This window comes from Microtetraspora malaysiensis (assembly GCF_001528665.1).
Lineage (GTDB): Bacteria > Actinomycetota > Actinomycetes > Streptosporangiales > Streptosporangiaceae > Microtetraspora_A > Microtetraspora_A malaysiensis.
Genome location: NZ_BBYJ01000042.1, coordinates 1 through 26,510, shown reverse-complemented (window position 1 = coordinate 26,510; position 26,510 = coordinate 1). Strand labels below are relative to the sequence as shown.

Genomic DNA, 26,510 nt, shown 5'->3' with positions numbered 1-26,510 from the left:
CTACTTGATCCGGAAGTCAGGTACCCACGGGCCGAAGCCCATAGCGGTCTGGTGGACACCGGTGACCCGGGAGGTATGAGCCATCGGGCGCACCAGGGTATACATCGTCAGCGCGGAGGCGTCCTCGGCGAGGACCGTCTGAGCCTTCCGGTAGATCTCACACCTTTGATCGGCATCCGCATTCGAACGAGCCTCGTCCAGCAGAGCGTCCAGCTTCGGGTTGTTCAGACCGGAGCGGTTGCTCCCCACGGAACGAGAGTCGTAGTACGGCACGAGCATCGCGCCGGGGTCGGGGAACTGGGCGAACTCGGTCAGCAGCATCATCTGCGGGATCTTGGCCGGGTCGCGCAGGCGCGTCAGGTAGTCCGGGAACGCGATCGGTTCGAGCTTCAAGTTCACACCGATGTCGGCCAGGTTCGACTGGAGCAGGGTTGCCTCCTGCCTGGCGTTGGGCTCCGTGGGCTGGTAGCTCAGCGTGAGCTGGAGCCCCTTCTTGCCAGCGCTCTGCAGCAGTTCCTTGGCCTTCTCGACGTCCCGCTCGGCCGTGGGCAGGTCGGGACGGCAGGGCATCGTCGAGGGAAGTGGACCGTTCGCGACCTCGCCCATGCCGGTCCGGATGGCGCTCAGCGCTCCGTTGTAGTCGAAAGCCAGCTGCACCGCACGCCGGACCGCCGGATCGGCGGTCGCGCCGGTCGAAGTGTTGAAGTAGACGACCGCTTGCAGGCTCATCAGCTGCTTGATGACCTGGACGTCGCCGTTCTTCTCCAGGGTGGCCACATCCGGGTACGCGATCGTCGGGGCCACGTCGACGTTGCCGGCCAGCACCTCGTCGCGCTGGGTGGCCGCCTCCTTGATCAGCCGATAAACGATCTCGCTGGGCCGTTTGTCGTCGAAGTCCCAGTACTGGGGGAAGCGGGTCACGGTGAAGCCGCCGCCCTGCCCCGCAGCAGCCAGCTGGAACGGGCCACTGCCTGCGTCGTGGCTGGACAGCCAGCTCTGTCCCTGGTCGGACCCGGCGTTCTTCTCCACCAGGGCCGAGTTGAGGATGTAGACCTTGGCGAGGCCTCCGAGGAACAGTGAGTTGGGCTTGTCGAGCTTGATCGTCAGCTCGGTGTCGCTGACCACGTCGGTTCCCTTGTAGTCCCGGGTGAAGTTAGCCACGCCGGTCCCGATCTTGGCCACTCGGTCCAGGGTGGATTTGACGTCCGCAGCGGTGAGCTTGCGGCCGTCGTGGAAGGTGACATCGTCCCGCAGGGTGATGTTGATCGTCTGCGCGTCGTCGCCCATCGTGAACTTGGTCGCGAGGCTGCCGACCAGCTTGTTCTCGGTCGTGTAGGTCACCAGCGTGCTGTAGAGCGACTGCACGACAGAGTTGGTCTGGCTGAAGTCCGCGCTGATCGGATCCAGCGAGTTGACATCGTTGTTGTACGCTATGACAACGCGTCCACCGGCATCCACCCCAGAGGGTGCCGTGGCGCTGGAGCAGGCGACTGCGAGCGAGCCGGTAACCGCGAGGGCGGCGGTTGCGGCAATGAGTCGAGCACCTCTCTGTCGAGGCAGGATATGGGGGGTAGCCACCGCTTTCCCTCCAGACTTAGGTGCGGCGCTGAGCACCGGACGTGTGGTGTTGACCATCTTGAGACCGATAGTGTCCGCGCTGCGAGTCTCAGTCGGCATTGGAGAATATCCGAACCGCACTGCTGGGCTTCGTCGCTTCAACCAACAGCCGGGAGGGCGCAGTGCTTCTGCATCATCCGCTGTCCGAGACAGGTCAATCCCCTGCCCCGTCCTCCGCCACCAGCGGGTTCACACTGCCGGACCTGCTCGCCGTCAAGGAATTCAACCTGGTGCTGCATACCGGCGACGAGGCGGCCCTCGCCAAGCCGGTGCTCGGCGCGCACAGCATTGACATCCCGAACCCTACCCGCTGGCTCCCGGCCCGCTGGATCGTCCTGACGACTGGGCTGAGCATCCGGGGTGCGGCGAAGCAGCGGGAGCTCGTGCAGGAACTCGCCGGGGCGGGCATGGCCGCTCTGGGCTACGCCGCCGGGATCAACACCCGGAACGTGCCCGCGGCGCTTGTCGACGAGGCCAGGAAGCTCAACTTCCCGGTATTCACGGTTCCGCATGCCACTCACGTCTACTTGGTGATCGACTACGTGCGGCGCTCGGTGCTGCGCAACGATCCCCAGTTCCTGCAACAGATCGTGGACACTCATGCCTACCTCACCGGTAGCGGCGCGCTGGAACTGGCCGACCGGCTGGACGAGCCGATGGAGCAGGCGATCCTGCGCCGGGTCGGATCGCTCCTCAACGCCCAGGTCGGGCTCCTCGACGCCCTGGGTTCGCAGACCTGGCTGGGTGAGAAGGCGTTGTCCCAGACCAGCCTCAACCGGCTGCTGAACGGCAAACTGGACGCGCCGGCGGAGTTCGCTGAGGAAGGCAGTCCAGTGCACGCCCTGCCGATTCGGCGGGACAACCGGCACGTGGGCTGGCTGGTGGTGCGATGGCACGACATCGCGCACGAGAACCTGCTCCCACTGGCGTGGGCCGCGGCCAATCTGATCTCGTTCGTCTACGACACCAGGTCTCGCGCCTCGGACGCCGTCGCGGTGCTCAGGGCCGAACTCTTCGACCGGCTGCTAAAGGGCACCGGCCACCTCGGCGATCTCTCCAGCGAGCTTCGGCAGATCGGGTTCACCGGGATGTGGGAGTGCCGAGTGGTGCTACTGGGCGCCCGTTCGGACCACTCCGACGCCGCACATGCGTTCCAGAGGGCCCTGCGTCATGCGAGCATCCCGTTCCTGCTCAGGTCGGTTCAGCAGTCGAACGCCTTTTTCGTCCAGGCCGAACTCCCCCAGTTGCTGGATCTGCTCCGTGCCGTCCACGGCCGGGCCTACGTGGGACGGCCGGTCACCGCACCGTCCGACTTGGCCCTGTCCATGCACAGCGCGGAGTTCGTGATGAGGGCGACTCGGGATCGGGACGGCGCCAAGGGGGTCGCGGTCTGGGACGAGCTGCCGATGACGGCCTGGATGCTCTCCACGCAGGAGGCCGACCAGAGCCTCGATCAGGCGCGCAAGCTCCTGGAACCGCTTGAGGCGCAGCCGTTGGTCTTGGAGGCGGTGGTGGCGTTCCTGCGCTGCAACCTGGATGTCGTGGCGGCCGCTCGGATGATCCATCTGCACCCCAACTCGTTCAGGTACCGGCTGAGCCGCGCCGAAGACCTGCTGGGTGCTCCATTGCGGCAACCGTCCGTGGTGGCCGACCTCTACGCCGCCCTGGTGCTCATCGGACAGCTCGAACCGTAGGGGCTGGGCTCGCCCCTTGACCCGGCTCCTATGCCGGCAACGCCTGGAAGGCGGTGGCGAGTTCTGTGGCGAGGAGATCGGCGTGCTGCGCCTCGAAGATCAGCGGAGGTCGGATCTTGACGACGTTCCCGTTGACCCCCGTGGTCCCGACCAGTACTCGCCGGTCGCGTAGCCGCTCGACCACGGCGGCGGCCGTGGCGCCACCTGTCGCGACGTCGCCGTCCGTGCCGGTGAGCTCGATCCCGATGAACAGCCCGCTGCCTCGCACGTCGACGACGCACGGCACGTCCGCGGCTACCTGCGCGAGAAGCGTGCGCAGATAGCCGCCGACCTCGGCCGCGTGGGCGACCAGGGCGCGGTCCTCGATCTCTCCGAGTACGGCGTCGCCCACAGCCGCAGCCACGGGGTTGCCGCCGAACGTGTTGAAGTACCGGGTTCGAGCAGCGAAGGCGGCACAGATCTCCGCTCCGCTGACCACGCCCGCGAGGGGATGCCCGTTCCCCATCGGCTTGCCGAGCGTGACGATGTCGGGGACCAGGGCATGGCGTTGGTAGCCCCACATCCCCGCCCCCAGCCGGGCGAAGCCCGCCTGAACCTCGTCGGCTATCCAGAGCCCCCCTGCCGCTCGGACGGCCTCAACCGCCGGCCCGATAAAACCGGGTGGCCCGTCGATGACGCCGTCACTGGAGACGATCGAATCCAGCATCAGTGTGGCTGTGCCGAACCCTGCTTCGGCCAGTTCCGCGATGGCCGCCCGCGTCCGTTCCAGCAGAACCCGCGCCGCGTCCGGGCCGTCCGCCACTCGCAGATCGTCGATCCGAACGGTGCGCACCCAGGCATCTGTCCCGGTTCCCAGGGAGGGTGAGATGCCGGCCGTCGTCGTGGTGGAACCGTGGAAGGCGTGCTCGGTGACGATCATCCCCTCGGCGCCGGTGGCGCTGCGGGCGAGCCGACAGGCCAGGTCGTTCGCTTCGCTCCCGCTGCACGTGAAGAACACCCGGTCCAGCGGATCAGGGAAATGTCCGAGCAGGCGCTCGGCGTAGTCGAGGACCTTCGTGTCGAGGTAGCGGGTATGGGTGTTGAGGGTCGCCGCCTGTCGCGTCATCGCCTCGACCACGCGGGCATTGCAGTGCCCCACCGAGGGCACATTGTTGTAGCAATCCAGGTACCGCGTCCCGGCGCCGTCCTGGAGCCACACCCCCTCGCCTCGGACCATGTGCAGGGGAGCGTTGTAGAAGAGCCGGTAGGAGCCGGGGAAGACGGCGCGACGACGGCGCCGCAGGATTTCCAGTGATTCCTCTGTCTGTCCAGGGGTGTGTGTCACGCGTCATCCCTCCAGATGCGAGCGGAAGTAGTCAGCGGCTTGCGAGCAGTTGATCTCGGCGAGGGCCGTCAGGGCGGCGCGAGCGGCGGCGTTGTTGCGCAGGAAGTACCGACTGTTTCCGGGATACCGCCGCGACATCCACTCCGACATACGGACGATCAGCACCAGCCGTGCCAGCATCAGGTCGAACAGCACCCGCACCTCCCCGTCCAGCAGTGGCGTCCGATCGTGGTAAGAGCGGATGATCTGGGCGGGACCCGCCAGCGGATGCTCCTGCGTGGTCACGTGGTACGCAGCGAGGGTCGCCAGATCCTGCGCCCGTGAAGCACGCACCAGATCACCGAAGTCGATGATCCCGGTCACCCGTGTGGGATTGTCCTCAGCGACCAGGATGTTCTGCGGGTTCATATCGTTGTGGATGACCTGCTGCGGAAGTTTCGCGGCGGCGGGCAGTGCATGGTCGAAGACGTGATCGAGCTGCCTGGCCGCAGCGGAGTCGAGGTCGTATCCGTCCCAGCGACATCCCAGCTCGGGGAGCCTGCGGACATCCCAGAGCACGTCATCACGAAACTCCGCGACCGGCACCACGCACGCGTTCAGCGCCGCGTCGAGAGTTGCGAGCGCCGTACCGAGGGCGGCCCGGGTCAGTGCCCCAGGGGAAACGTTGGCCACCGGTGTGCCGGTCAGGAAGCTGTAGCACCGGACTCGCACCGGCGGTAGGCCGAGCTCGCCGGGCCGCTCCCAGACCGCGAAGTGGGTGCCGGTCAGCGGCTGGTAGGGCTGGGGCAGCCGCAGCGTCGGATCGACCCGCTGCAGCTCATGGAGTACCAAGCACTGCGTTAGGGTGCTGGTCTCGTGCTCACTAGGGTGCACGAACTTGATCATCCAACTGGTTCCCCGGTCCAAGCGGAGCCGGAAGTTGCAGTCGCGGTCTCCGCCCATGAGGGTCAGCTCGCCGCGCAGCCCAAAAAGCTGTTCGATCGCATCACACGCCTCGGCCGCCGAGATCAAGAGGGGCGCTCCCTCAGCGGGGTCCCTGACTAGTTGACTGTCCGACAATTCCATTCCTGCCTTGCTCCCAGGCGGGCAACGAGTTACGTGGTGCCAGGTGGACGCCGTCCATACCCGATTTCGGTCCCAGCACCATGAGTCTTGGGCCTGAGCCGACACGCGGCACTGGGAGCGTCACCAAACCCTCGATACCGTTTCGTAGAAACTCTGAGAGTGCTCGTGGCCTCCACGTCGCATAGCGAGGGGAGCTCGGTCCGGTCGGGAAGCCGTCAACTGCGACGCTGCGCTCCAACCGCGTCGAAGACGATTAATGAGCGCGAGGGCCTGAGCAGCTCGAAGCGCCTGGAGAACCGCCGGCTGGTGATTTCGCCGGTGTCAATCCAGACAGGACGGGCATTCGTCGCCTGGACCCAGCCCCGCCTCACCCCGCTGTCCGACGCCACGTTCGCCATCGGTGCGCAGGCCGGTGACGGGACGCTCATCGGTGTCGCATTGATCGGATGCTCACCGCGGCGGTCTTCGACGACGGTGACACCGCCGAGGTCATCGGCCCGACCTCCGCCGCGGCGATCGAGATGGGTTGCCTGCTTGTCAGACCTCTGGCTAATCTGGCGGGCCGGTTGTCCTGCGCCAAGCGAGGAGTAGCCAGCACATGCACCGATACGTCGACTACAGCCCGATCGTGAGCCGACCAGTGTTGCGATGGCCGGATGACAAACGTCTCGCCGTGAACGTCGTGGTGAACGTCGAGCACTACGAGTTCGTCCCGCCGAGGAACCCGCATCGCGACTACTTCTACCGGGTTCCCGCGGCGCCGGACATCGTCGGGTACAGCTTCCGCGACTACGGGAACCGGGTGGGCTTCTGGCGCATGCTGGAGGTCCTGGACCGCTCACCGGCCAAGGTGACCTGCTCGCTCAACGTCGAGACGCTCAACCTGTTTCCGGAGATCCGGGACGCGATGGTCGAGCGTGACTGGTGTTTCATGAGTCACGGCACGTACAACACCCGGTTGTTGTACGGCGCGACCGCCGAAGAGGAGCGGGAGTTCTACCGCTACACGATGCGGACCGTGCGCGACCTGACGGGCAAGGAACTACGGGGGATGCTGGGGCCGTCGTTCACCGCCACCGAGCGCACCCCCGAGCTCATGGCCGAGGCGGGCATGGTCTACACGATGGACTGGTTCATCGACGACCAGCCGTTCGAGGTCAAGGTGCCGCGTGGCCGCCTCATCGGTGTGCCCTACAGCCGGGAGTTGAACGACGCACTGCTGTTCCCCGGCTATCCGATGTACGCCTTCGAGGGTGACTACTTCGAACAGATCTGCCGCGATCAGTTCGATCTGCTGTATCGCGAAAGTGCCGAGAGCGGACGGGTGATGACGATCGCGCTGCACCCGCTGTACATGGGGCTGCCACACCAAGTCGGTTATCTGAACAACATGCTCGAATACATAGGGCGGTACGACGACGTCTGGTGGACGACCCCCGAAGCCATCGCGGACCACATGCTCCAGGAAGGGGGGTGGGCCGCGTGACCGAGCTTCAGCCGGCGATCCAGTCCGAGTACGTCTCATGGTCGGCGCTGCCCACACGGCCCAGGCTGACCTGGCCGGGCGGGGCCAAGCTCGCGGTCTGCGTCCTGCTCCACCTGGAGCATGCCGAGTTCCTGCCGCCCGCGGGGACGGTGCCCCCCAACAGCCTGGTCCGGCGAGGCCCGTACCCGGCCCTGTCCGACATCCACTCGACCTCCGTGAACGAGTACGGGAACCGCGTCGGGATCTTCCGGGTCATGGACGCCCTCGATACCCACGGGGTGCGCGCCACCGCCGCGATCGACGCGGTCGTGGCCTCGCGGTATTCCGAGATCGTGTCGCGGTGCCGCGAGCGGTCCTGGGAACTGATAGGCCACGCCACCACCGGTAGCCGGCTGCTGACCCAGTCCATGACCGAGGCCGAGGAGCTCGCTTACCTGCGCAACGCGCTCGACGCGGTCGCCGAGGTCGCAGAACGGCGACCTCGCGGCTGGGCGGGCCTGGACTACACCGAGACCACCCGTACGGCACGGCTGCTCGCCGAACTCGGCGTCGACTACGTGTGCGACTGGCCGAACGACGAGCAGCCCTACGACCTGGTCGTGCCGACCGGGCGGCTCACCTCGTTGCCGGTCGCCATCCACCTCGACGACGTCTTCACTCACTACAAGCGCGGCATCCCGATGGACCGGTGGGCGCGCTCGGTGCGAGAGGCGTTCGACCAGCTCGTGATCGACGGCGCGGGCTCGGGCCGCCTGCTGGTGCTCGGCCTGCACCCGTGGCTTGTCGGCCATCCGTTCAGGATCGGCCACGTCGAGCGGGTGCTGGCCCACATGGCCGCCTCGCCCGACGTGTGGCTCGCCACCGGCAGCGAGGTCGTCGACTGGTTCCGCGGGCCGGACGCGTATCGATCGGCCTGAGTGGAGGGCTTTCCCCAGCGTGGATCCCGGCCGCCATGCGTCGTGGTCCACGGTCGGTGATCCGTCTGATCGCCCGGCCGCGGGCCCGCGCGTCGGGCGACGAGCTGCTCGAACCGCGGTCCAGCGATGGAATGGATCGCCCTCCACCGCGCGGGGACGTGCCGTGACGCTGAGTCGATTAAAGGGTTCACAAGTTGTAAGAGGTCTGCTATTAATACATTTCATCCGAAGTCGGACCTACCGCTATGAGGGGAGTTGAAGCATGTCCGCGCACCACGACGAGCCGCGATCCGGCACCGCCGCCAACCCGAATTCCGAGGTGGCAGGGAGTTCCCCGGGTCAGATCAATCTGAGCTCCAAGCGGCTCGGAGCGGGCGTCATGGGGTGCAACGACGAGTTCTTCGGATTCGCCGACAACCTCATCCTCGATGGGGAGCCGGTGTCCATGCGGGCGCACCGTGGGCCCCGTGGCGTACCGGTGGACGGCTGGGAGACGCGACGTCACGGTCCCGGCCACGACTGGGCGCTGATCCGGCTGGCCACCCCGGGCGTGGTCGATCGCGTGATCGTGGACACCGGCAACTTCATCAACAACGCGCCGGTGCGGATCTCCGTCTCGGCGGCGTACTTCGACGGGCACCCGCGTCAGGCCCGGCTTCGTGCCCATGAGGACTGGGACACCCTGGTCGAGGACTCCGCGTGCCGGGGGAACACCCAGAACGAGTACGTGACCGGCAGCTCGCGGGTCTACACGCATCTCCGCCTCAACATCCACCCGGACGGGGGAGTGGCCCGCGTCCGCGCCATGGGGTCCGTGCTGCCCGACCCGCGCCTGATGCCCACCCGGGGGAACGTCGCCGACGTGCTCATGGGCTGCGTCGTGCTGGACTCCAGCGGCGGGTTCGGATCGCCGATGAACCTGGTCCTGCCCGGTACCTCACACGGGATCCACGACGGGTGGGAGACGCGACGCCGAGGCGACACGGACGACGACTGGGTCACCTTCCGGCTGCTCGACGAGATCAGGCTCACCGCGGTCGGCGTGCACACGACGCATTTCATGGGCAATGCCGCGGAGGCCGTCGCCTTCGAATACGCGTGCGTCGCCGACGAGGCGCCGGCCGCCACCGCGCTCTGGACGACCCTGGTCCCGCGTAAGGAACTGGTGCCGGACGCCGTTCACCGCTACGTGCTGGACACCCCGGCCGACGCCACCCACCTGCGGCTACGGATCTTCCCCGACGGTGGGGTCAGCCGGGTCGAGGCGTACGGCGAGTGGGCGGCACCCCAGCGTGACCGGATCATCGGCCGCTGGCTGACCGCCCTTCCTCGGATGTCGCTCGGGGACGTTCTCCGGGGGGCGGGCCTGACCGACACCGGCGTCGAAGCGGTGCTGTCGGCGTGCGACGTCTCCGGCGCCGATCCGAAGACGGTGGTGAACCGCGTGCGGGGTGTTCTCGCAGCCGTGGACCGAGAAAGGCTCGATGGAATGTTCTTCCGTCACTAGCCTCGCCCGCGCAACGCGCCGCCCGCTGGCGAGCCGGCGCGGGACGCGGTGACGTTTCGGTCAGATATCCCCGGACCAGACCGTGAACTGGTCCTCTGATCTAGGGACTGCCTGTGCTCGGCTACCTAATACGCAGAATCCTTCAGATGCTCCTGGCACTAGGGGTCCTCTCCATTCTGTTGTTCGCCTGGTTGCGGCTACTCCCGGGTGGCCCGGTCTCGGCGCTCCTCGGTGACCGCGGTACCGACGAGGACCGTGCCAACCTGGAGGCTGCGCTCGGCCTCGACCAGCCGATCTACGTTCAGTATCTGAAGTTCATGGGGCGGATCTTCCACGGAGAGTTCGGCCCCTCCACCGGGGTACGGCCTGGGTACGACGCCATGGAGATCTTCCTGGATCGGCTTCCGGCGACGATCGAGCTGAGCTTCCTCGCCATGCTCATCGCGGTGTCGCTGGCGATCCCGCTGGGATATCTGGCCGCCAGCAAGCGCGGACGGCTGCTGGACAACGGCCTGATCGCCGTGTCGCTCGTCGGCGTCGCGATCCCGGTCTTCTTCCTGGCCTTCGTGCTCAAGTACTACTTCGCGGTCAAGCTCGGCGTCCTGCCGCCGTCGGGCCGGAACTCGATCGGGATCGAGGGCACCCGGGTGACCGGGATGTTCCTGCTGGACGGTGTGCTCACCGGGGAGTGGGACGTCGCCTGGGACGCGGCGAGGCATCTCATCCTCCCGGCGCTGGCGCTGGCCACGATCCCGTTCGCCGTGATCTTCCGTATCACGCGGGCCTCTGTGCTCGAGGTCCTGGACGAGGACTACGTCAGGACCGCCCGGGCGAAGGGCCTGACCAGCCGCGTGCTGCGCGGCCGCCACGTCCTGCGTAACGCTCTGATCCCCGTCGTGACGACCATCGGTCTCCAGATCGGCGCCCTGCTGTCCGGCGCGGTGCTGACGGAGCGGGTCTTCAACGTCCGGGGGCTGGGGCAGGCACTGGCGCTGGGCTTCGAGACCCGTGACTACACCGTCTTGCAGGTGCTCGTCATGATGGCCGCGCTGATCTACATCGTGGTCAACCTGATCGTGGACCTGACCTACGCGTTCATCGACCCGCGTGTGCGGCTGGGGTGAGGTCAATGGGTATCCCGAATGGCCCCCGCACGTGGGCCGAATCAAAGAAGAAGCGTATCGACACGCTGGCCGCGTCGGCCGGCCGGTCCGGACGGGGCGAGGGCGCTGGAGACGGGCCCGGCGGCCCGGCCACCGGCGAGGCCGGGGCGCTCAAGGGGGCGGAGGGCGTTAGCCTGCTCGCCGCCGCGTGGCGCCGATTGCGCCGGAACGCCGTGTTCCTGATCGGTGCGGCCATCGTCCTGGTCTTCGTCGCGCTGGCGATCATCGCGCCGTGGATCGCTCCACATGATCCGGCCGGACGAATCCTGGTGGACCAGATCCGGCCGAGTAACCCGATTCCCCAGCCGCAGCCCGGCTTCCCCCTCGGCGGCGACAGCTCCGGCCGTGACCTGCTGTCGCGGCTGCTGGTCGGCGCCCGGCAGACCCTGTTCGTCGGTGTGATGGCGACGTTGGGCGGGCTTTCCGGCGGGGTGCTGCTCGGCACGCTGGCCGGCGCCTTCGGCGGCCCGATCGACTCGCTGATCATGCGGATCGTCGATGTCATGTTGTCGATCCCCGCCCTGCTCATGGCCTTCACGATCGCGGCGATGTTCGCCAAGCCGACGCAGTGGACGGTGATCATGGCGATCGCGATCGTGCAGGTACCGATCTTCGCCAGGTTGCTGCGTGGGTCGATGCTCGCGCAGAGACGTAGCGATCACGTGCTCGCGGCCCGTGCGCTCGGGGTCAAGCAGGCGCCCATCGTGATCCGGCACATGCTGCCCAACTCCTTCGGCCCGGTCATCGTGCAGGCGACGCTGGTGATCGCCGGCGCCATCATCGACGCGGCCGCCCTGTCCTTCCTGGGACTGGGCAACCCCGACGACCGCAGCCCCGAGTGGGGCCAGATGCTGGGTAAGGCGCAGGAGTTCTTCAACACGTTCCCGCACCTGGCGATGTGGCCTGCTGCCTGCATCATCGTCGTCGCGCTGGGCTTCACGCTGATGGGCGAGTCGCTGCGTGAGGCCCTCGACCCCAAGAGCCAGAGGTGACCATCATGGGGCGACCGCAGTCAGTCCCGCGCCGGACGGCGCAGGCCGCCGGGGAGCCGATGCTCCGGGTCGAGGATCTCTCGATCAAGTTCGTCCGTCGTGGCCAGGAGCCCACCATCGCCGTCGACTCGATCAGCTTCGACGTGCAGGCGGGTCAGACGGTCGGGCTGGTCGGAGAGTCGGGGTGTGGCAAGTCGGTCACCGCGCTGGCGATCATGGGCCTGCTCCCGCCACGCGGTAACCGGGTCGAGGGGGAGATCCATTTCGACGGCACCGACCTGCTGTCGCTCTCCGACAAGCAGATGCGTGATCGGCGCGGCCAGGAACTCGCCATGGTCTTCCAGGACCCGCTGTCCTCGTTGAACCCGGTGGTCCCCCTCGGCGTTCAGGTGTGCGAGGTGCTCGAACGGCACAAGGGGATGCGCCACGGCGCGGCCCGTCGCCGTTCGGCCGAACTGCTGGACAAGGTCGGGGTGCCCGATCCGACCCGCCGGTTGGACGAGTACCCCCACCAGCTCTCCGGCGGCATGCGCCAGCGCGCGCTGATCGCCATGGCGCTCGCCTGTGAGCCGCGGCTCCTGATCGCCGACGAACCCACCACCGCCCTGGATGTGACGATCCAGGCCCAGATCCTCGCGCTGCTCAAGGAACTCGTCACCGAGTCCGGCACGGCGCTGGTGATGATCACCCACGACCTCGGGGTGGTGGCCGGGCTGTGCGATCAGGTGAACGTTCTCTACGGTGGCCGCATCGTGGAGCGGGCCGACCGCTTCGAGCTGTTCGCCAGGCCTCGCCATCCCTACACGAACGGACTGCTGGCCTCCATCCCGCGGCTCAACAGCCCTCGCGGGCAGCGGTTGAAGCCCGTTCCCGGATCGGTCGCCGACAACATCCCGTGGCAGGTGGGGTGCGCCTTCTCTCCCCGTTGCGGGGCGGCGAGCGAGTTGTGCCGGGCGGAGGCTCCGCACCTGGAGCGGGACGAGGGCGGCGCGGGCCACGAGATCCGGTGTCATCACCCGGTGGGCCGTCCCTCCGAATCCGCGGACGACGCAAGGAGCGCACAGGATGAGTGAACCGACAAGCGCCTCCCCCGCCGCCGAACCCGGGACCCGGCCCGGCGACTCACCCGTCACGTCCGGGGCGGAGGACGTCCTGGTCGAGGTGCGCGATCTCAAGGTGCACTTCCCGATCAGGCGGGGCTTCCTGCGCCGTACCACCGGGCACGTCAAGGCCGTCGACGGCGTCGACCTGACCATCCATCGCGGCAATACCTACGGCCTGGTCGGTGAGTCGGGTTGCGGCAAGTCCACCTTCGGCCGGGCCGTACTCCAGCTTGAGCAGGTGACGGCGGGCCAGGTGATGCTCGACGGCATCGATCTGGCGACGTTGAGCGGTGAGGCGCTCAGGCGGCAGCGCCGGCACATGCAGATGGTGTTCCAGGACCCCCTTGGGAGCCTGGATCCGCGGCAGTCGGTGGAGTCCCTGCTGCTGGAGGGCATGAAGGCCCACAGCATGACTGGGGACGCGAACCAGGCCCGGGCCCGGCTGCGTGAACTCCTGTCGGCCGTCGGCCTGCCGATGTCGGCGCTGAACCGCTACCCGCACGAGTTCTCCGGCGGCCAGCGGCAGCGGATCGGCATCGCGCGTGCCCTCTCGGTCGAGCCGCAGTTGATCATCGCCGACGAGCCGGTGAGCGCCCTGGACGTGTCGGTCCAGGCGCAGGTCATCAACCTGCTGGAGGACCTGCAACGCGAACTCGGCCTGACCTACCTGGTGATCGCGCACGACCTCGCCGTCGTACGGCACATCAGTGACCAGGTGGGCGTGATGTACCTGGGCTCCATCGTGGAGGAGGCGGACGCCGACGAGTTGTACTCGCGGCCGCTGCACCCTTACACCCGCGCGTTGATGTCGGCGGCGCCGGTGCCGGACCCCGAGGTCGAGGGCCGGCGTGAGCAGATCCTGCTGTCCGGTGATCTGCCCAGCCCCGCCGATCCCCCCGTGGGATGCCGGTTCCACACACGGTGCCCCTGGAAGCAGGACACCCTGTGCGCCACCAGCCGTCCCACGCTTCTTCCAGTGAACCTTCCCGACGTCCCGGCCGCCCACAAGGTGGCCTGCCACTGGGCCGACGAGATCGAGCGTGGCGTGATCAAGCCTTCCTCCTCACGCCAGGCCGAAGGCCCGCAGACCGGCCAAATTCCGGAGTAGTCCCCCATCCGTCCGTCGCCACTCCCGGGTCGATGCCGGGGTGCCAGTCACCCTTTCTGCGCATCGGGTCATTCCCGGCACGGGCCGCACGAAGGAAAGTAGGTCAGGCTCATGAGAAAGCAGAGATTTCTCATAACCGTTACGGCAGTCGCGTCGCTGGTTTCGCTCGCCAGTTGCGCCTCCGAGGAGAAGAAGCCGCAGGGAGGCGCAATCACCGAGGGCGACGTCTTCGTGTTCGGTTCCGTGGGCGCGCCCAAGGTGTTCGACCCCTTCTACTCCAGCGACGGCGAGAGCCAGCGGATCTCGTCGCAGATCTTCGAGTCGCTCCTGCGGCTCAAGCCGGGTACCTCCGAGCTCGAACCCTCGCTCGCGACCGAGTGGAAGGAGGAGGACGGCGGGAAGAAGTGGACGTTCGAACTGCGCCAGGGCGTCAAGTTCACCGACGGCACCGCCTTCGACGCCAAGGCCGCCTGCTTCAACCTCGACCGCTGGTACAACCAGAAGGGCGTGGCCCAGAGCCCCGGCGTGACCCAGGGCTGGAGCAACGACTTCGGTGGCTTCGCGGGCCAGGACAAGCCCTCGCTGTTCAAGTCGTGTGAGGTCAACAACGACTTCAACATCTCGGTCAGCCTGACCCGGTACGCGAACTTCCCGCTGATGATGTCGTACGTGGGCTACGCCATGGGCAGCCCGACGGCGATGGAGAAGTACAACGCCGACGAGGTCGTGGCCCAGGGCACCGGCTTCAAGTTCCCCGACTACGCGCTCAAGTACCCCACCGGCACCGGCCCGTTCAAGTTCGTCAGCTATGACGACGCGGCCGGCACTGTGACCCTGGAGCGCAACGAGGACTACTGGGGCGACAAGGCGAAGGTGCAGAAGGTCATCTTCCGGATCATCCCGGACGAGACCACCCGTCGTCAGGAGCTCGAGGCGGGAACGATCCACGCCTATGATGTCCCGAACCCGGTCGACTGGACCTCCCTGCGCGACGCCGGCATGCAAGTGTTGTCGCGTGACGGCTACAACATCCTGTACATCGGATTCAACGCGTCCACCGCGCCGGAGCTGAAGGACTTCAGGGTGCGGCAGGCCCTGATGTACGCGACGAACCGCGACCAACTCGTTCAGACCCGCATGCCCGAGGGAACCGTCGCCGCGACCCAGTTCATCCCGCCCCTGGCACCGGGCTTCAACCCGGACCTGAAGGCCTACCCGTACGACCCGGAGAAGGCCAAGGAACTGCTGGCCGAGGCCGGTCACCCGAACCTCGAGATCGAGCTGTGGTACCCAACCGAGGTCAGCCGCCCGTACATGCCGAACCCCCAGGCGGTCTTCGAGGCCGTCCGTGACGACTGGGAGAAGGTCGGCATCAAGGTGAACCCAGTGGCCAAGCCGTGGAACGGCGGCTACCTCGACGGCCGCGACCAGGGCAAGGCTCCGGCGTACCTGCTCGGCTCGATCTGGCACTACGGCGACTCCACGGTCGGCACGTTCTTCGGTGTCACGGACAACGCGTTCGCCACGAAGCTCTACCCCTTCGGTAAGGAGCTGGCCGCCGAGGTCATCGCCACCGACAGCGAGTCGGACCCCGAGAAGTCGAAGGAGAAGAACCACCAGCTCCAGGCCAACATCATGAACAAGTACCTGCCGAGCCTGCCGATCGCCCACGTGCCGTCGGCCATGGCGGCGGCCGGGAACGTCAAGGGCCTGGTGCCGAGCCCGTTCGGCAACGAGATCTACTCGTCGGTCTTCTTCGAGTAGCCGACCGGAAACACGACGGCGCCGCCGGGGACGATGACGGACCCGGCGGCGCCCCGCACCTTTGGGATATGGCCATGAGATTGGACGAACTTCGGGTCGCCTCCGCGCGGTCGTTGTCGTACGCACCGCAGTATGTGGCCGCGGAGCTCGGCTACTTCGCCGACGCCGGTCTCGGCGTGAGATTCGTCGACTACCCGCCAAGCATGTCCGACCTGGCCGCTACGGTGCCGAGGGGCGCCGACCTGCTGCTGGGCAGCCTGTTGTACGCGGACGGGCTGCAGCGACACGGCATCGACGCCGTGGCGGTGGCCCAGTGCAACCAGCAGGCCACCGCCCTGGTGGTCACGCGGACCGCGCTGGACGCGCCGTTCCATTGGGACATGCTGCGCGGCGCCGCGGTCGTGTTCACCCAGACCCGCACGCCCACGACCTGGCTCGCCTTCTGTCAGGCGCTTCGCGAGCAGGGTCTCACCCTGGACGACCTGCAGCCCGTCGTCGGATTCGCCTCCGAGGACGCGATCGAGGAGTTCCGGGCCGGTTCGGGGGACTTCCTGGTCACCGACGTGGAGACCGGGCTGGCCAGTGGACTCGCCGAGGCGGCGTCGGTGTCCGACGGTCTGGGGCCGATCCCGTGGAGCGTGTATCTGGCCGAGGCCGAGGCGGCGGAGCGCCGGCGCACGGAGTACGACGCCTTCCGAAGCGCGATCGGCCGTGCTCAGGACTGGCTGCGCCAGGCCGGAGGCGCGCGTGCCGCGACGGTCCTGGCACCCCACTTCCCCGACGACTCGCCCGATCGCGTACGGCAGGTGGTCGACCGCTTCCTGCGCATGCGGCTGTGGGTCGAGGAAGGTGGGGTTCAGCCCGACCAGATGCGCCGCTGGGACGCCGTCCTGCGCCGGGCACGGATCCTCGGCCGGCCGCCGACCCCGTGGGTGACGGCCTGACCCGCCGCACCCACCATGCACAACCGCACAACGCAGGGAGATGTTACGTTGTCAAGTCCCGCGCCCGATGCGCTGACCGGGCTGAGCATCACCGATGCCGCTCGTATGCTCGCCGACGCCGAGGTGTCGGCCGCCGAGCTCATCGAGGCCGTACTGGCGAGGGCGGAGCAGACAGAGCCGACGCACCACGCGTATGCCTTCCTGGACCCGGAGCTGGCCCGCGCGCAGGCGCGGCAGTCCGATGCGCGCCGGAGCCGTGGAGACGCCCGCGGCCCCGTCGACGGCGTCCCGTTCGGGATCAAGGACCTATTCCTGACCGCGGACATGCCCACCGGTGGCGGCTCACACTCCGAACGCGCCTTCGAGGGCCGCCGGGTGGACGAGCCGCAGGTGACGCTGTTGCGCGACGCCGGTGTGGTGTTCGTCGGGAAACACACCACGAACCATTTCGGGTCGGGTCGCTGCCCCTCGCCCGCGCGGAACGCGCTGAATCCCGAGCTGTTCTCCGGCGGATCCACCTCCGGTGGCGGTGTCTCCGTCGCGCTGGGGTCGAGCCTGGGCGCGCTGGGCAGCGACGGTGGTGGCTCGATCCGGGTCCCCGCCGCCCTGAACGGGGTCGTCGGCTACCTGCCGTCCTTCGGCCAGTTTCCGGAGGGGCCGGAGGGGCTGTTCGGCCCGAACACGTACGGCTCGGGCGGGTTGATCTGCCGGACCGTCGCCGACGTCGAACTCGTCGCGCCGATCCTCGGCGCCCTGACCGCGGGCCGCGGACTGCCGGACGGTTCCGCCCCGGCGGAACGCCCGTTGGAGGGGCTGCGCATCGGCGTGGTCGATGCTCTGATGAACGGGGCGACGCCGGCGATCCACGCCGTCGTCGAGCGCGCGATCACGCGGATGGCCGAGGCCGGGGCGCACGTGGTGAACGGGCGCATCCCCGAGGTGGAGCTGACCAGTGAGGTCTTCGACGTGGTCGCCGGATACGAGGTGCATCGCGGCCACCAGGACATGCTGGTCAACCACCGGTACGCCTACTGCGAGCGCACTTTGCCGGGATACCTGCGCGGGGCCGACATCAGCCGGCAGCGGTATGAGGCCGCGAGTGCTCAGCGGGCGCGTGTCAGGGTGGCGGTGGAGCGGTTCTACGCGGACAACCAGGTGGACCTCGTGGTCGGCCCCGTCACGGGGATCCCCGCGGTACCGATCGAGGGCATGGAGCCGGCCCGCGACCTGGTCTTCTACGCCATGTACACCGCGATCGCGAACCTCACCGGACAGCCCGCGTTGAGTGTGCCCTGCGGGGTCCTCGATGACGGGATGCCCGTGGGACTGCACATTCTCGGCCGGCCGAACCGTGATCGGCGCATGCTGGGCTGGGCCCGGCGGATCGAGGCGGTCCTTCCGTCCTGATCACTAGTGGACGCCGAAGGGGAGGGACGATGGTTTCGTCCCTCCCCTTCTCTGTGGTCGCTATCGCCGCGGGAAGACGGGCGGGAAGAGCCGGTCGACGTCGTTGTGGAGACGGTCCCGCTCCGGGTACGCCGCACGCATCTGGTCGAAGAGCCGTTGGCCGGACTCGTGCAGTGCCCGCAGATCGACCCCGGGTACGACGCCGTCGCGCATCACGACCCGGCCGGCCACCATCGTCATCACCGCGTCCCGCGCGGTGCCGTTGAGTACGAGTGTCCGCAGGGGGTCCTCCCGCACGCCCATCCGGAAGTCGTTCAGGCCGAACGCGGAGATGTCCGCCTGTGCGCCCGGGGCGAGCCGGCCGAGGTCCGGGCGGCGCAACGCCGCGGCGCCACCGAGCGTGGCGGCCTCGAAGTAGCCGGACAACTGGTGGTTGCCCAGGTCGCCGGACTGCACCTTAGCGGTCTGCACGCCGACGTCGATGCCGCGGATCAGGTCCGGCGGGAACGAGTCCGTGCCGAGGCACAGATTGACGCCGCGCTTGCGGTAGTCGGCGAAGGTGTGCAGCAGGTGCCCGTAACGGGCGTTGGTCAGCGGGCAGTGCACGATGGACGCCCCCGCCGCCGCCAGGCGCCCGACGTCGCCGGTGTCCCGGCCCAGGACGTCCGGGTGCACGTCGAGCACGATGCCATGCGGAACGATGAGCCGCTCGTTGAGCAGCCCGCAGTCCTCGATGAGCTGCAACGGCGTGCGCTGGTACGTCTCCTGGATGTAGTCGCGCTCGAACTGCCCCTGCAGCGCGTGCAGGCGCACGAGTACGTCGCGTTCGGCCGAGACGGCCGCGAGCGAGCGCATCAGGTCCGGAAGGACGGTCTCGATCCGGCAGGGGAGCAGGACGCCGGTGATGAGCGGATTGCCCAGCTTGGCGGTGTAGTCCAGGAACCGGACCGCGTCCTCCAGGCCGCGCTTGCCCTGCTCCTCGTCGTACCGCACGGTGCGGGAACCGTCCGGCAGCGTGACGTTGACTCCGGAGCGGAACGACGGGCCGAGGAAGCCGCGCAGCCCGAGCCGCGCCGTGAGGTCGGCCGCCGCCACGAAGTCGTCGTAAGTCTCGGCCCAGTCGCTGTGGACCTCGGACGCGATCGGCATGAACGTGGTGATGCCGTGCATCGCGAGCTGGACCAGCGCGTACTCACGGACCTGCCGGCGCTGCTCCGCGGTGAAGACCGCGCGGCGGGCCTCGAAGTACTCGGAGGACCAGGTGAAGGAGGCCGAGTGGCCGGCGGAGGCCCAGGAGTCGAGGATCAGGTGGTCGATGTCGGTGAGCGCGTCGAGATCGATCAGTCCGGGCAACAGCACCGCATCACCGAGGTCGATTCGCTCGTCGACCTCGGTCTTCGCCAACTCGGCCTGACCGCCCACATCGAGGACGGTGTCCCCCTGGATGAGCACGGCGGCGTCGGGGGTCTCGACATGAGACTCCCCGTCGTGCGCGATCACCCAGGCCGCACTGACCAGCTTCCTCAAGGCATCTCCTTCGGGTACGCGGCAGCCGACGTTCCGGGCCGTCGCGAGAGTGTGTGTGGGGGGTTCTCGGCGCGCGGCCCGGCTCGTCCTGGGTGGGCGCGGAGATCAGGAGGGTTTATTCATCGACGCGGCCACGCACGGCGATCTCCTGGCTGTCCAGGATGACGAGAGCGAGCGCGGCGGCCTGGGCGGGATCCTGATCGCGGATGGCGGCGAGCTGGTCCTCATGGTCGCTCGACAGGGTCTGCTCCGCGGGGTCAAAGCAGTCACGCAACTCCACAGACGCTTCGAGGGCGTTGGAGAGGCTGCGGTACAGGTCGCTCAGCACACCGTTGTGGGCGGCGTTGGCGACTCCCAGATGAAAGTCCAGATCGGCCTGACGGAAGGCGGCCTCGTCCCCGGCGGACGCGGCGACGTGCCGCCGCTTCAAGGCGTTGTCCAGAGCCTTCAGGTCGTCGTCGGTGCGCTGGAGCGCCGCGCCCCTGGCCGCGGCCACGTCCAGCCCACGCCGGACCGCGATGATGTCGACCACCTCGGCGGTGCGCAGCCGCCGGCGCAGGGCCGTGTCGGTCTCGTCGAGTGCCACGACGTAGGTGCCGTCGCCCTGCCGTGAGGCCAGGAGGCCCGTGTGGACCAGGGCGCGGGTCGCCTCACGTACCGGCGCGCGGCTCATCCCGAGCTGCTCGGCGAGCTTTATCTCCGACGGCAGCCGGTATCCGACTGGCCATGTCCCGGCGCGGATCTCGCTCCGTATCTGCTCGATGGCCAAGTCGACGAGCGACTTCCTGTTCCTAGCGACGGGTTGCATGCGTTCCTTCCACTCGCCCTCGACGCCAGGCCCCCGGGTGAGGAATGAGCCCAGGCATTCGAACCTTTGGTTGCGCTTGCCAGCCTTCTACAGCGATCCTATGATACACCAGACATCTGGTCCTCATACAAATATTTGGTCCTCTCGACTCTTCCGGTGGTCCGAGAGCTCTGACCGCGGACTCAGCATGGAGAGAAAGGTCATCGATGATCATTCGTGACGTCCGCCCCTGGGGTGGTCCGCGCAGCGATGTGGAAGTCATCGACGGTAAAATAGCCGCGATCCGTCCGCACGACGAGAGCGCACGCACCGCCGGCGACGTCGACGGCCGTGGCCGCCTCCTGTTCCCGTCGTTCAGCGACGTTCACGTGCACCTGGACTCCTCGCGCGTCGGTCTGCCGTTCCGCCCGCACACCGGCGCCCCCGGCGTGTGGGGGATGATGCTCAACGACCGCAATAACTGGCGTACCGCCGAGATCGGGCTCCCCGAGCGGGTCGTCGGCACCCTGGAACGCATGATCGCTCGGGGCACCACCCGAGTCCGCACCTACGCGCAGGTCGACGTCGACTGCAAGCTGGAGAAGTTCGAGGCCGTCATGGCGGCCAAGGACAGGTTCGCCAAGCAGGCCGACGTGCAGGTGATGACGTTCCCCCAGGCGGGCATCCTGCGCGAGGAGGGCACGGTCGACTACCTCGAGGCGTCGTTGCGGGGCGGGGCGGAGGTCATCGGCGGCATCGACCCGTGCCAGCTTGACCGGGATCCCGTCCGGCATCTCGACATCGTCTTCGGGCTCGCCGAGAAGTACCAGGTCGAGGTGGACATCCATCTGCACGAGCCCGGTGAGCTGGCGGTCTTCTCGACGGAGCTCGTCCTCGAACGAACCCGCGCTCTCGGAATGCAGGGCAAGGTGACCATCTCCCACGGGTACGAGCTGGGTTCGGTGTCCGAAGCCGTGACCCGCCGCGTCATCGACGACTTCGCCGAGCTCGACGTCGCGATGACGACGATCGCGCCCGCCGGCCGGGGACAGTTGCCCCTGGTGGACCTCGTCGCCGCCGGTGTGCGCGTCGGACTGGGTGAGGACGGCCAGCGAGACTACTGGAGCCCGTACGGGAACTGCGACATGCTCGACCGGACGTGGCAGCTCGCCTTCACCCAGAACTATCGGGCCGACCACCTCATCGAGATGGCACTGGCCATCGGCACCATGGGCGGTGCGTCCATCATGAGCCGGGACGTCCCGCGGCTGGCCGGTGTCGAGGACCGGCCTGGACTCGGCGTCGGTGACCGCGCCGATCTGCTCATTGTCGATGGCGAGACCCCGACCAGCGCCGTGATGGACCGTGGTACCGACCGCACGGTGATCCACGACGGCGTCATTGTTGCGGACGGCCTCGCCCTGGTCTAGCGGTACAGCCGACCGTCGGCCGCCCGACAGCGGCCCGCGGCCCTGCCGATCGACTCAACCGTGAGGAAACGACCATCACTGTGAGCACCACCCGCATTGCCGTCCTGAACTGCAACACCAGTACGTCCATCAGCGAGGTCATCGAAGCGTCCGCCCGGCAGGCCGCGGAGCCGGGGACCGAGGTCATCACCCTGACCCCCTCCTGGGGGGTGGAGTCCGCCGAGGGGTATCTCGACAGCCAGCTCGCGGCGGTCGCCATGCTCGACACCATCCGAAACCACGACGGCGAGTACGACGCGGTCGTTCTCGCCGGCTACGGCGAGGCCGGTCGAGAAGCGTTCCGAGAACTGCTCGACGTGCCCGTCGTCGACATCACCGATGCCGCGGCGCACGTGGCGCTCATGGTGGCGCCGAGGTACGCCGTCATCACCAGCCTGTCGCGGACCGTCGTCCAGATCGAGGACAGCCTGCGCAACGCCGGGGTCCTCACGCACTGCGTCGGCGTGCGCGCCGTCGAGCTGCCGGTGGTCAGCGCCCCCGGCATGACAGTGGAACCGGACGGAGCGTTGGTCACCGGCGCGCGCCGGTTGGTCGAGTCCGGCGCGGAGGCTCTGGTCCTGGGGTGCGCGGGATTCTCGGGCCTGGCCCGTGCCCTCTCCGGGTACCTCGGGCTCCCGGTCATCGACCCGGTCATGGCCGGCGTCACGATGGCCGAATCGCTGGTACGGATGCGGCTCAGCAGCAGCAAGGTGTGCACGTACGCCCGGCCCCGGCCCAAGGCCCGGCCCGGCTGGGACACCCCCGTTTCGGAGACGGCCGTCACCGGCATCGCCGCCGTCTCCTGAGCGGCGCCGTCATCAGCACGCGAACTCAAGTCAGCGAAGGTGGGTTATGCCGATCGAAGAACGTCCGTTCCGGCAGGTGAGCGACATCGACTTCCTGACACCCCCGGCTCGCGGGGCGGTGGTCCGGTGACCTTCCTCGACCGGCTGACCCGCGAACTCGACGCCCGGCTCGCAGGGGCGGACGCCGAACTCGCGGCAAACTACCCGGGCGAACGCGGGGTGCGGCAACCGGTGCACACCGTGTACGTGCCCGCGGACAGATTCGATGCCGGAACGATCCAGTCGTACGGCCGGGAGGCGGCGGCGGTGCTCGACGAGTGCGCCGACGTGCTCTCGGCGGACGACGACGTGCGGGAACGGGCGCGGGCCAAGCTTGCCGAGGAGCCCGTCGAGGACCTGCGCATCGACTTCGAGGACGGGTACGGCATCCGGTCCGACGAGGAGGAGGACCAGGCGGTCCGCGACGCGGCCAGGGCGTTGCGCTCGTGCGCCCGGCCGCCCTTCTCCGGGATTCGGATCAAGGCGTTCGAAGCGCCGACCCGCGCGCGCGGGCTGCGCACCCTCGACCGTTTCCTCGCCGAGGCCGGGGACGTCGGTGACGGGTTCAGAGTCACGCTCCCGAAAGTCACCTCGGTCGATCAGGTCGAAGCGATGGTGCTCGCCTGCGCTCGGCTGGAAGAGGAATACGGAATCGAAAGGCTCCGTTTCGAGCTCCAGATCGAGACCCCCCAGTCCATTGTCGGCGTGGACGGCAGCGCCCTGGTGGCGCGCATGCTGCACGCCTCGGAGGGCCGGTGCACCGGGCTCCACTACGGCACCTATGACTACTCCGCCGCCTGCGGGGTCGCCGCGCCGTACCAGAGCATGGAGCACTCGGTGGCCGACCACGCGAAGGCGGTGATGCAGGCCGTCGCCGCCGGGACGGGCGTGTTCGTCTCCGACGGCTCGACCAACGTGCTGCCGATCGGTGACCGGGCGGCCGATGCCTGGCGGCTGCACGCCCGGCTGGTACGGAGGTCACTCGAACGCGGCTTCTACCAGGGATGGGACCTGCATCCGGCTCAGTTGCCGAGCCGCTACCTCACCACGTACGCGTTCTTCAGGAACGGGCTGGCTGCGGCCGCCGAGCGTACGCGGGCCTACGTGTACGGCGGGGACTCGGCCTACCTCGACGAACCCGCGACGGCGGCGGCGCTGGCCGGCTTCCTCCTGCGCGGGGTGGAGTGCGGCGCGATAGATGAGGCCGAACTCGGGATCGGGCGCGACATTCTGCACCGGCTCGCACGACGCGAAGGGGGACTGCCGTGACGCTCAGGCAATCGACGGGGGAGAGCGACTGATGCCGGACACGGTGTTCAGGGCGGCGCGCGTCGTCACGCCCGAGGGCGAGCGGACCGCCGACGTGGGGGTCAGAGACGGCGTGATCGTCGCGATAGGGCCGGAGCTCGACGCACCCCGCGTGGTACGGCTCGGCGACGACGAGGTGTTGCTGCCCGGTCTCGTGGACACCCACGTGCACGTCAACGAACCGGGACGTACGGAGTGGGAGGGGTTCGCCAGCGCGACCCGCGCGGCGGCCGCCGGCGGGGTGACGACCATCGTCGACATGCCGCTGAACAGCATCCCCCCAACCACCGAGGTTGCGGCACTCGACGTCAAACGCAAGGCCGCGGCGGGGCAGTGTTTCGTCGACGTCGGGTTCTGGGGCGGAGCCGTGCCAGGGAACGTCCGGCACCTTCGGCCCCTGCATGACGAGGGCGTGTTCGGGTTCAAGTGTTTCCTGGCCGACTCCGGGGTCGAGGAGTTCCCGCCTCTGGGGCCGGCCGAGGTCGAACAGGTCATGCGTGAGCTGGCCGCGTACGACGGCCTGCTCGTCGTGCACGCCGAGGACGCCGAGCGGATCGCCCCGGCCCCGGCGAGCAGGAGGTACGCCGACTTCCTGGCGTCGCGCCCCCGGTCCGCGGAGAACCGGGCCATCGCCGATGTGCTGGCGTTGTCGAAGGCGACTGGTTGCCGGGTGCACATCCTGCACCTGTCCAGCTCCGACGCGGTGCCGCTGCTGCGGCAGGCCCGCGCGGACGGAGTCCGGGTCACGGCCGAGAGCTGCCCCCACTATCTGTTCTTCGACGCCGAACACGTCGCGGACGGTGCCACGCAGTTCAAGTGTTGCCCGCCCATCCGCGAAGGCGTGAACCGGGAAGGACTGTGGCGGGCGCTTCGCGACGGAGTGATCGACCTTGTCGTCTCGGACCATTCCCCATCGACGGCCGATCTCAAGGGCATGGGCTCTGGCGACTTCGGCGCCGCCTGGGGTGGCATCTCATCCCTGCAACTCGGCCTCTCCATCGTGTGGGCCCAGGCGCGGGCGCGGGGTTTCGGCCTCACGGACGTCGCCCGGTGGATGTCACACGCCCCGGCGCGTACGGCCGGGATGCGGGGGAAGGGCGGCATCGTGATCGGCAACGACGCCGACTTCTGTGTCATCGCCCCGGAGCAGACCTTCCTGGTGGACGTGGCACGACTTCATCACAAGAACGCGGTCACCCCGTACGACGGGCGTGAGCTGGTCGGCGTGGTTCGCGGCACCTGGCTGCGCGGTGAACGCATCGACCTCGGCGCCGAGCCGCGCGGCCGTTTTCTGCAGAGAGGAACAGCATGATGAAGGCCCCTTCGTTCACGGAGTATCCGGACCTCGCCTCGAGGCTCCTGGCCGGAAGCGTCGTGTTCGCCAACGACGAACTCTTCGCCGAGCGGGAGAACCTCATCAAGCCGGGCCCCTCCGTCTTCTCCAAGGAGGCGTTCGGGCACAAGGGCAAGGTCTACGACGGCTGGGAGACCCGGCGGCGCCGTGACGAGTCCGGTAACGACTTCGCGATCATCCGGCTCGGTGTGCCCGGTGTCCTGCACGGAGTCGTGATCGACACCTCGTGGTTCACCGGCAACTATCCGCCGTACGCCTCGGTTGAGGGCGCGAGCATCGAGGGGTATCCGTCACCGGAGGAACTGGAGCGGGCGGAATGGACGACGCTCGTCGCCAAGTCGGCGATCAGTGGTGATTCGGAGAACTTCTTCGAGATCGCCGATGAGGGCCGCTACACCCATGTGCGGCTCTCGATCTACCCCGACGGTGGCGTCGCCCGGTTCCGGGTGCACGGCACGCCCCGGCCCGACCCGCGCCTGCTGACCGGTACGGTCGACCTCGCGGCGTTGGAGAACGGCGGCCACGTGATCGACTGTTCGAACGCCTTCTACTCGTCGCCGAACAATATGTTGCTTCCGGGCCGCGCTCGGATCATGGGTGATGGCTGGGAGAACGCCCGCCGTCGCGACGCCGGCAACGAGCACGTCACCATTCGCCTCGCGGCGAAGGGCAGGGTGCGCCGGGTGGAGATCGACACATCGTATTTCGTCGGCAACGCGCCCGGATGGGCGAGTCTCACGGGAGACGACGACGTCGTCCTGGTCCCGCGTACCCGGTTGCAGCCGGACACGCGCCACTTCTTCGTCGTGGAATCGGCGCTGGTCAGTCAGGTCCGACTCGACGTCATCCCCGACGGTGGGCTGGCCAGGCTCCGTGTGCACGGCGAGATCGAGCCCGACGTTCTCGACCGGCTGCTCAGCCTGAATGCGCCGCGTGATTTCTTGTGATCGATTCCTGGTCCAATTCGGTCGCGAGGGCCGTTGCGCCAGGTGAAGCGCTGTTTCCAGGCATCGGAGAGCCGCTGCGCGCGGGCCGCAGCCTGTCCACGTGTCCAAAGGCTCGGGGCGGGGGTTCATGCGCCGGTGGCGCCGGTGGCGCGAGTGGCGCGGGTGGCCGTGGGGGTCGCGGT

At 68.2% G+C, this 26,510-nt stretch carries 21 protein-coding genes; 16 read left to right on the top strand and 5 right to left on the bottom strand.

Features of this window, described 5'->3' with window-relative positions; translation table 11 throughout:
• Complete coding sequence (locus AWQ71_RS37740) at positions 1-1,635, bottom strand: ABC transporter substrate-binding protein (RefSeq protein ID WP_084259741.1); 1,635 nt, start codon at positions 1,633-1,635, stop codon at positions 1-3.
• 104 nt (positions 1,636-1,739) lie between these two features.
• Between AWQ71_RS37740 and AWQ71_RS37735 the strand changes: the two genes are divergently transcribed.
• Positions 1,740-3,311, top strand: a complete 1,572-nt coding sequence (locus AWQ71_RS37735; protein ID WP_067143591.1) for a PucR family transcriptional regulator — start codon at positions 1,740-1,742, stop codon at positions 3,309-3,311.
• A gap of 28 nt (positions 3,312-3,339) precedes the next feature.
• On the opposite strand, the gene AWQ71_RS37730 is transcribed toward AWQ71_RS37735, so the two are convergent.
• Complete coding sequence (locus tag AWQ71_RS37730; protein ID WP_067143588.1) at positions 3,340-4,635, bottom strand: aminotransferase class III-fold pyridoxal phosphate-dependent enzyme; 1,296 nt, start codon at positions 4,633-4,635, stop codon at positions 3,340-3,342.
• 3 nt (positions 4,636-4,638) lie between these two features.
• Positions 4,639-5,646 (bottom strand): phosphotransferase, encoded by a 1,008-nt coding sequence (locus tag AWQ71_RS37725; RefSeq protein ID WP_067143585.1) that lies wholly within the window; start codon positions 5,644-5,646, stop codon positions 4,639-4,641.
• Between the two features lie 652 nt (positions 5,647-6,298).
• Here AWQ71_RS37725 and AWQ71_RS37715 point away from each other — a divergent pair.
• The 10 genes from AWQ71_RS37715 to AWQ71_RS37670 all read left to right on the top strand — a co-directional run bounded on the left by AWQ71_RS37715 (position 6,299) and on the right by AWQ71_RS37670 (position 18,091).
• Positions 6,299-7,186 carry a polysaccharide deacetylase family protein gene (locus AWQ71_RS37715; RefSeq protein ID WP_067143580.1) on the top strand — a complete coding sequence of 296 codons (888 nt, stop codon included), beginning with the start codon at positions 6,299-6,301 and terminating at the stop codon, positions 7,184-7,186.
• Positions 7,183-8,103, top strand: a complete 921-nt coding sequence (locus AWQ71_RS37710) for a polysaccharide deacetylase family protein (protein ID WP_157570820.1) — start codon at positions 7,183-7,185, stop codon at positions 8,101-8,103. Before AWQ71_RS37715 ends, AWQ71_RS37710 begins: the two co-directional genes overlap by 4 nt.
• Positions 8,104-8,365: 262 nt before the next feature.
• On the top strand, positions 8,366-9,610 hold the full coding sequence (locus tag AWQ71_RS37705; protein WP_067143574.1) for a hypothetical protein: 1,245 nt from the start codon (positions 8,366-8,368) through the stop codon (positions 9,608-9,610).
• A 113-nt stretch (positions 9,611-9,723) separates the two neighbouring features.
• Positions 9,724-10,734 (top strand): ABC transporter permease, encoded by a 1,011-nt coding sequence (locus AWQ71_RS37700; RefSeq protein ID WP_067143571.1) that lies wholly within the window; start codon positions 9,724-9,726, stop codon positions 10,732-10,734.
• A gap of 5 nt (positions 10,735-10,739) precedes the next feature.
• Positions 10,740-11,765 carry an ABC transporter permease gene (locus tag AWQ71_RS37695; RefSeq protein ID WP_067143568.1) on the top strand — a complete coding sequence of 342 codons (1,026 nt, stop codon included), beginning with the start codon at positions 10,740-10,742 and terminating at the stop codon, positions 11,763-11,765.
• Between the two features lie 5 nt (positions 11,766-11,770).
• A complete protein-coding gene (locus AWQ71_RS37690) occupies positions 11,771-12,838 on the top strand; it encodes an ABC transporter ATP-binding protein (RefSeq protein WP_218002135.1) in 1,068 nt (355 codons plus the stop codon).
• A complete protein-coding gene (locus AWQ71_RS37685; RefSeq protein ID WP_084259738.1) occupies positions 12,831-13,976 on the top strand; it encodes an ABC transporter ATP-binding protein in 1,146 nt (381 codons plus the stop codon). Before AWQ71_RS37690 ends, AWQ71_RS37685 begins: the two co-directional genes overlap by 8 nt.
• Positions 13,977-14,087: 111 nt before the next feature.
• Complete coding sequence (locus tag AWQ71_RS37680; RefSeq protein ID WP_067143565.1) at positions 14,088-15,740, top strand: ABC transporter substrate-binding protein; 1,653 nt, start codon at positions 14,088-14,090, stop codon at positions 15,738-15,740.
• Positions 15,741-15,814: 74 nt separating this feature from the next.
• Positions 15,815-16,684, top strand: coding sequence for an ABC transporter substrate-binding protein (locus AWQ71_RS37675; RefSeq protein WP_169806725.1), 870 nt, complete (start codon positions 15,815-15,817; stop codon positions 16,682-16,684).
• Between the two features lie 48 nt (positions 16,685-16,732).
• The gene (locus tag AWQ71_RS37670; RefSeq protein ID WP_169806724.1) at positions 16,733-18,091 is read left to right on the top strand and encodes an amidase; all 1,359 of its coding nucleotides are present in this window, start codon (positions 16,733-16,735) and stop codon (positions 18,089-18,091) included.
• Positions 18,092-18,151: 60 nt separating this feature from the next.
• Here AWQ71_RS37670 and AWQ71_RS37665 read toward each other — a convergent pair whose 3' ends face one another.
• Together AWQ71_RS37665 and AWQ71_RS37660 are read right to left on the bottom strand one after the other, a co-directional pair.
• Positions 18,152-19,618: a chlorohydrolase family protein gene (locus tag AWQ71_RS37665; RefSeq protein WP_067143556.1), complete on the bottom strand. Its 1,467-nt coding sequence runs from the start codon at positions 19,616-19,618 to the stop codon at positions 18,152-18,154.
• Between the two features lie 115 nt (positions 19,619-19,733).
• Positions 19,734-20,426 (bottom strand): FadR/GntR family transcriptional regulator, encoded by a 693-nt coding sequence (locus AWQ71_RS37660; protein WP_067143553.1) that lies wholly within the window; start codon positions 20,424-20,426, stop codon positions 19,734-19,736.
• A 206-nt stretch (positions 20,427-20,632) separates the two neighbouring features.
• Here AWQ71_RS37660 and AWQ71_RS37655 point away from each other — a divergent pair, with 206 nt between their 5' ends.
• The 5 genes from AWQ71_RS37655 (at position 20,633) to alc (ending at position 26,328) form a co-directional block, all read left to right on the top strand.
• A complete protein-coding gene (locus tag AWQ71_RS37655; protein ID WP_067143550.1) occupies positions 20,633-21,835 on the top strand; it encodes an amidohydrolase family protein in 1,203 nt (400 codons plus the stop codon).
• A gap of 80 nt (positions 21,836-21,915) precedes the next feature.
• Complete coding sequence (locus tag AWQ71_RS37650) at positions 21,916-22,680, top strand: aspartate/glutamate racemase family protein (protein WP_067143547.1); 765 nt, start codon at positions 21,916-21,918, stop codon at positions 22,678-22,680.
• Positions 22,681-22,806: 126 nt separating this feature from the next.
• Positions 22,807-23,988: a DUF6986 family protein gene (locus AWQ71_RS37645; protein ID WP_067143544.1), complete on the top strand. Its 1,182-nt coding sequence runs from the start codon at positions 22,807-22,809 to the stop codon at positions 23,986-23,988.
• A 31-nt stretch (positions 23,989-24,019) separates the two neighbouring features.
• Positions 24,020-25,339, top strand: coding sequence for an allantoinase AllB (allB, locus tag AWQ71_RS37640; RefSeq protein WP_067143542.1), 1,320 nt, complete (start codon positions 24,020-24,022; stop codon positions 25,337-25,339).
• Complete coding sequence (alc, locus tag AWQ71_RS37635) at positions 25,339-26,328, top strand: allantoicase (protein WP_067143537.1); 990 nt, start codon at positions 25,339-25,341, stop codon at positions 26,326-26,328. The genes allB and alc overlap by 1 nt, the downstream gene beginning before the upstream one ends.
• The last annotated feature ends 182 nt before the right edge of the window (positions 26,329-26,510 follow it).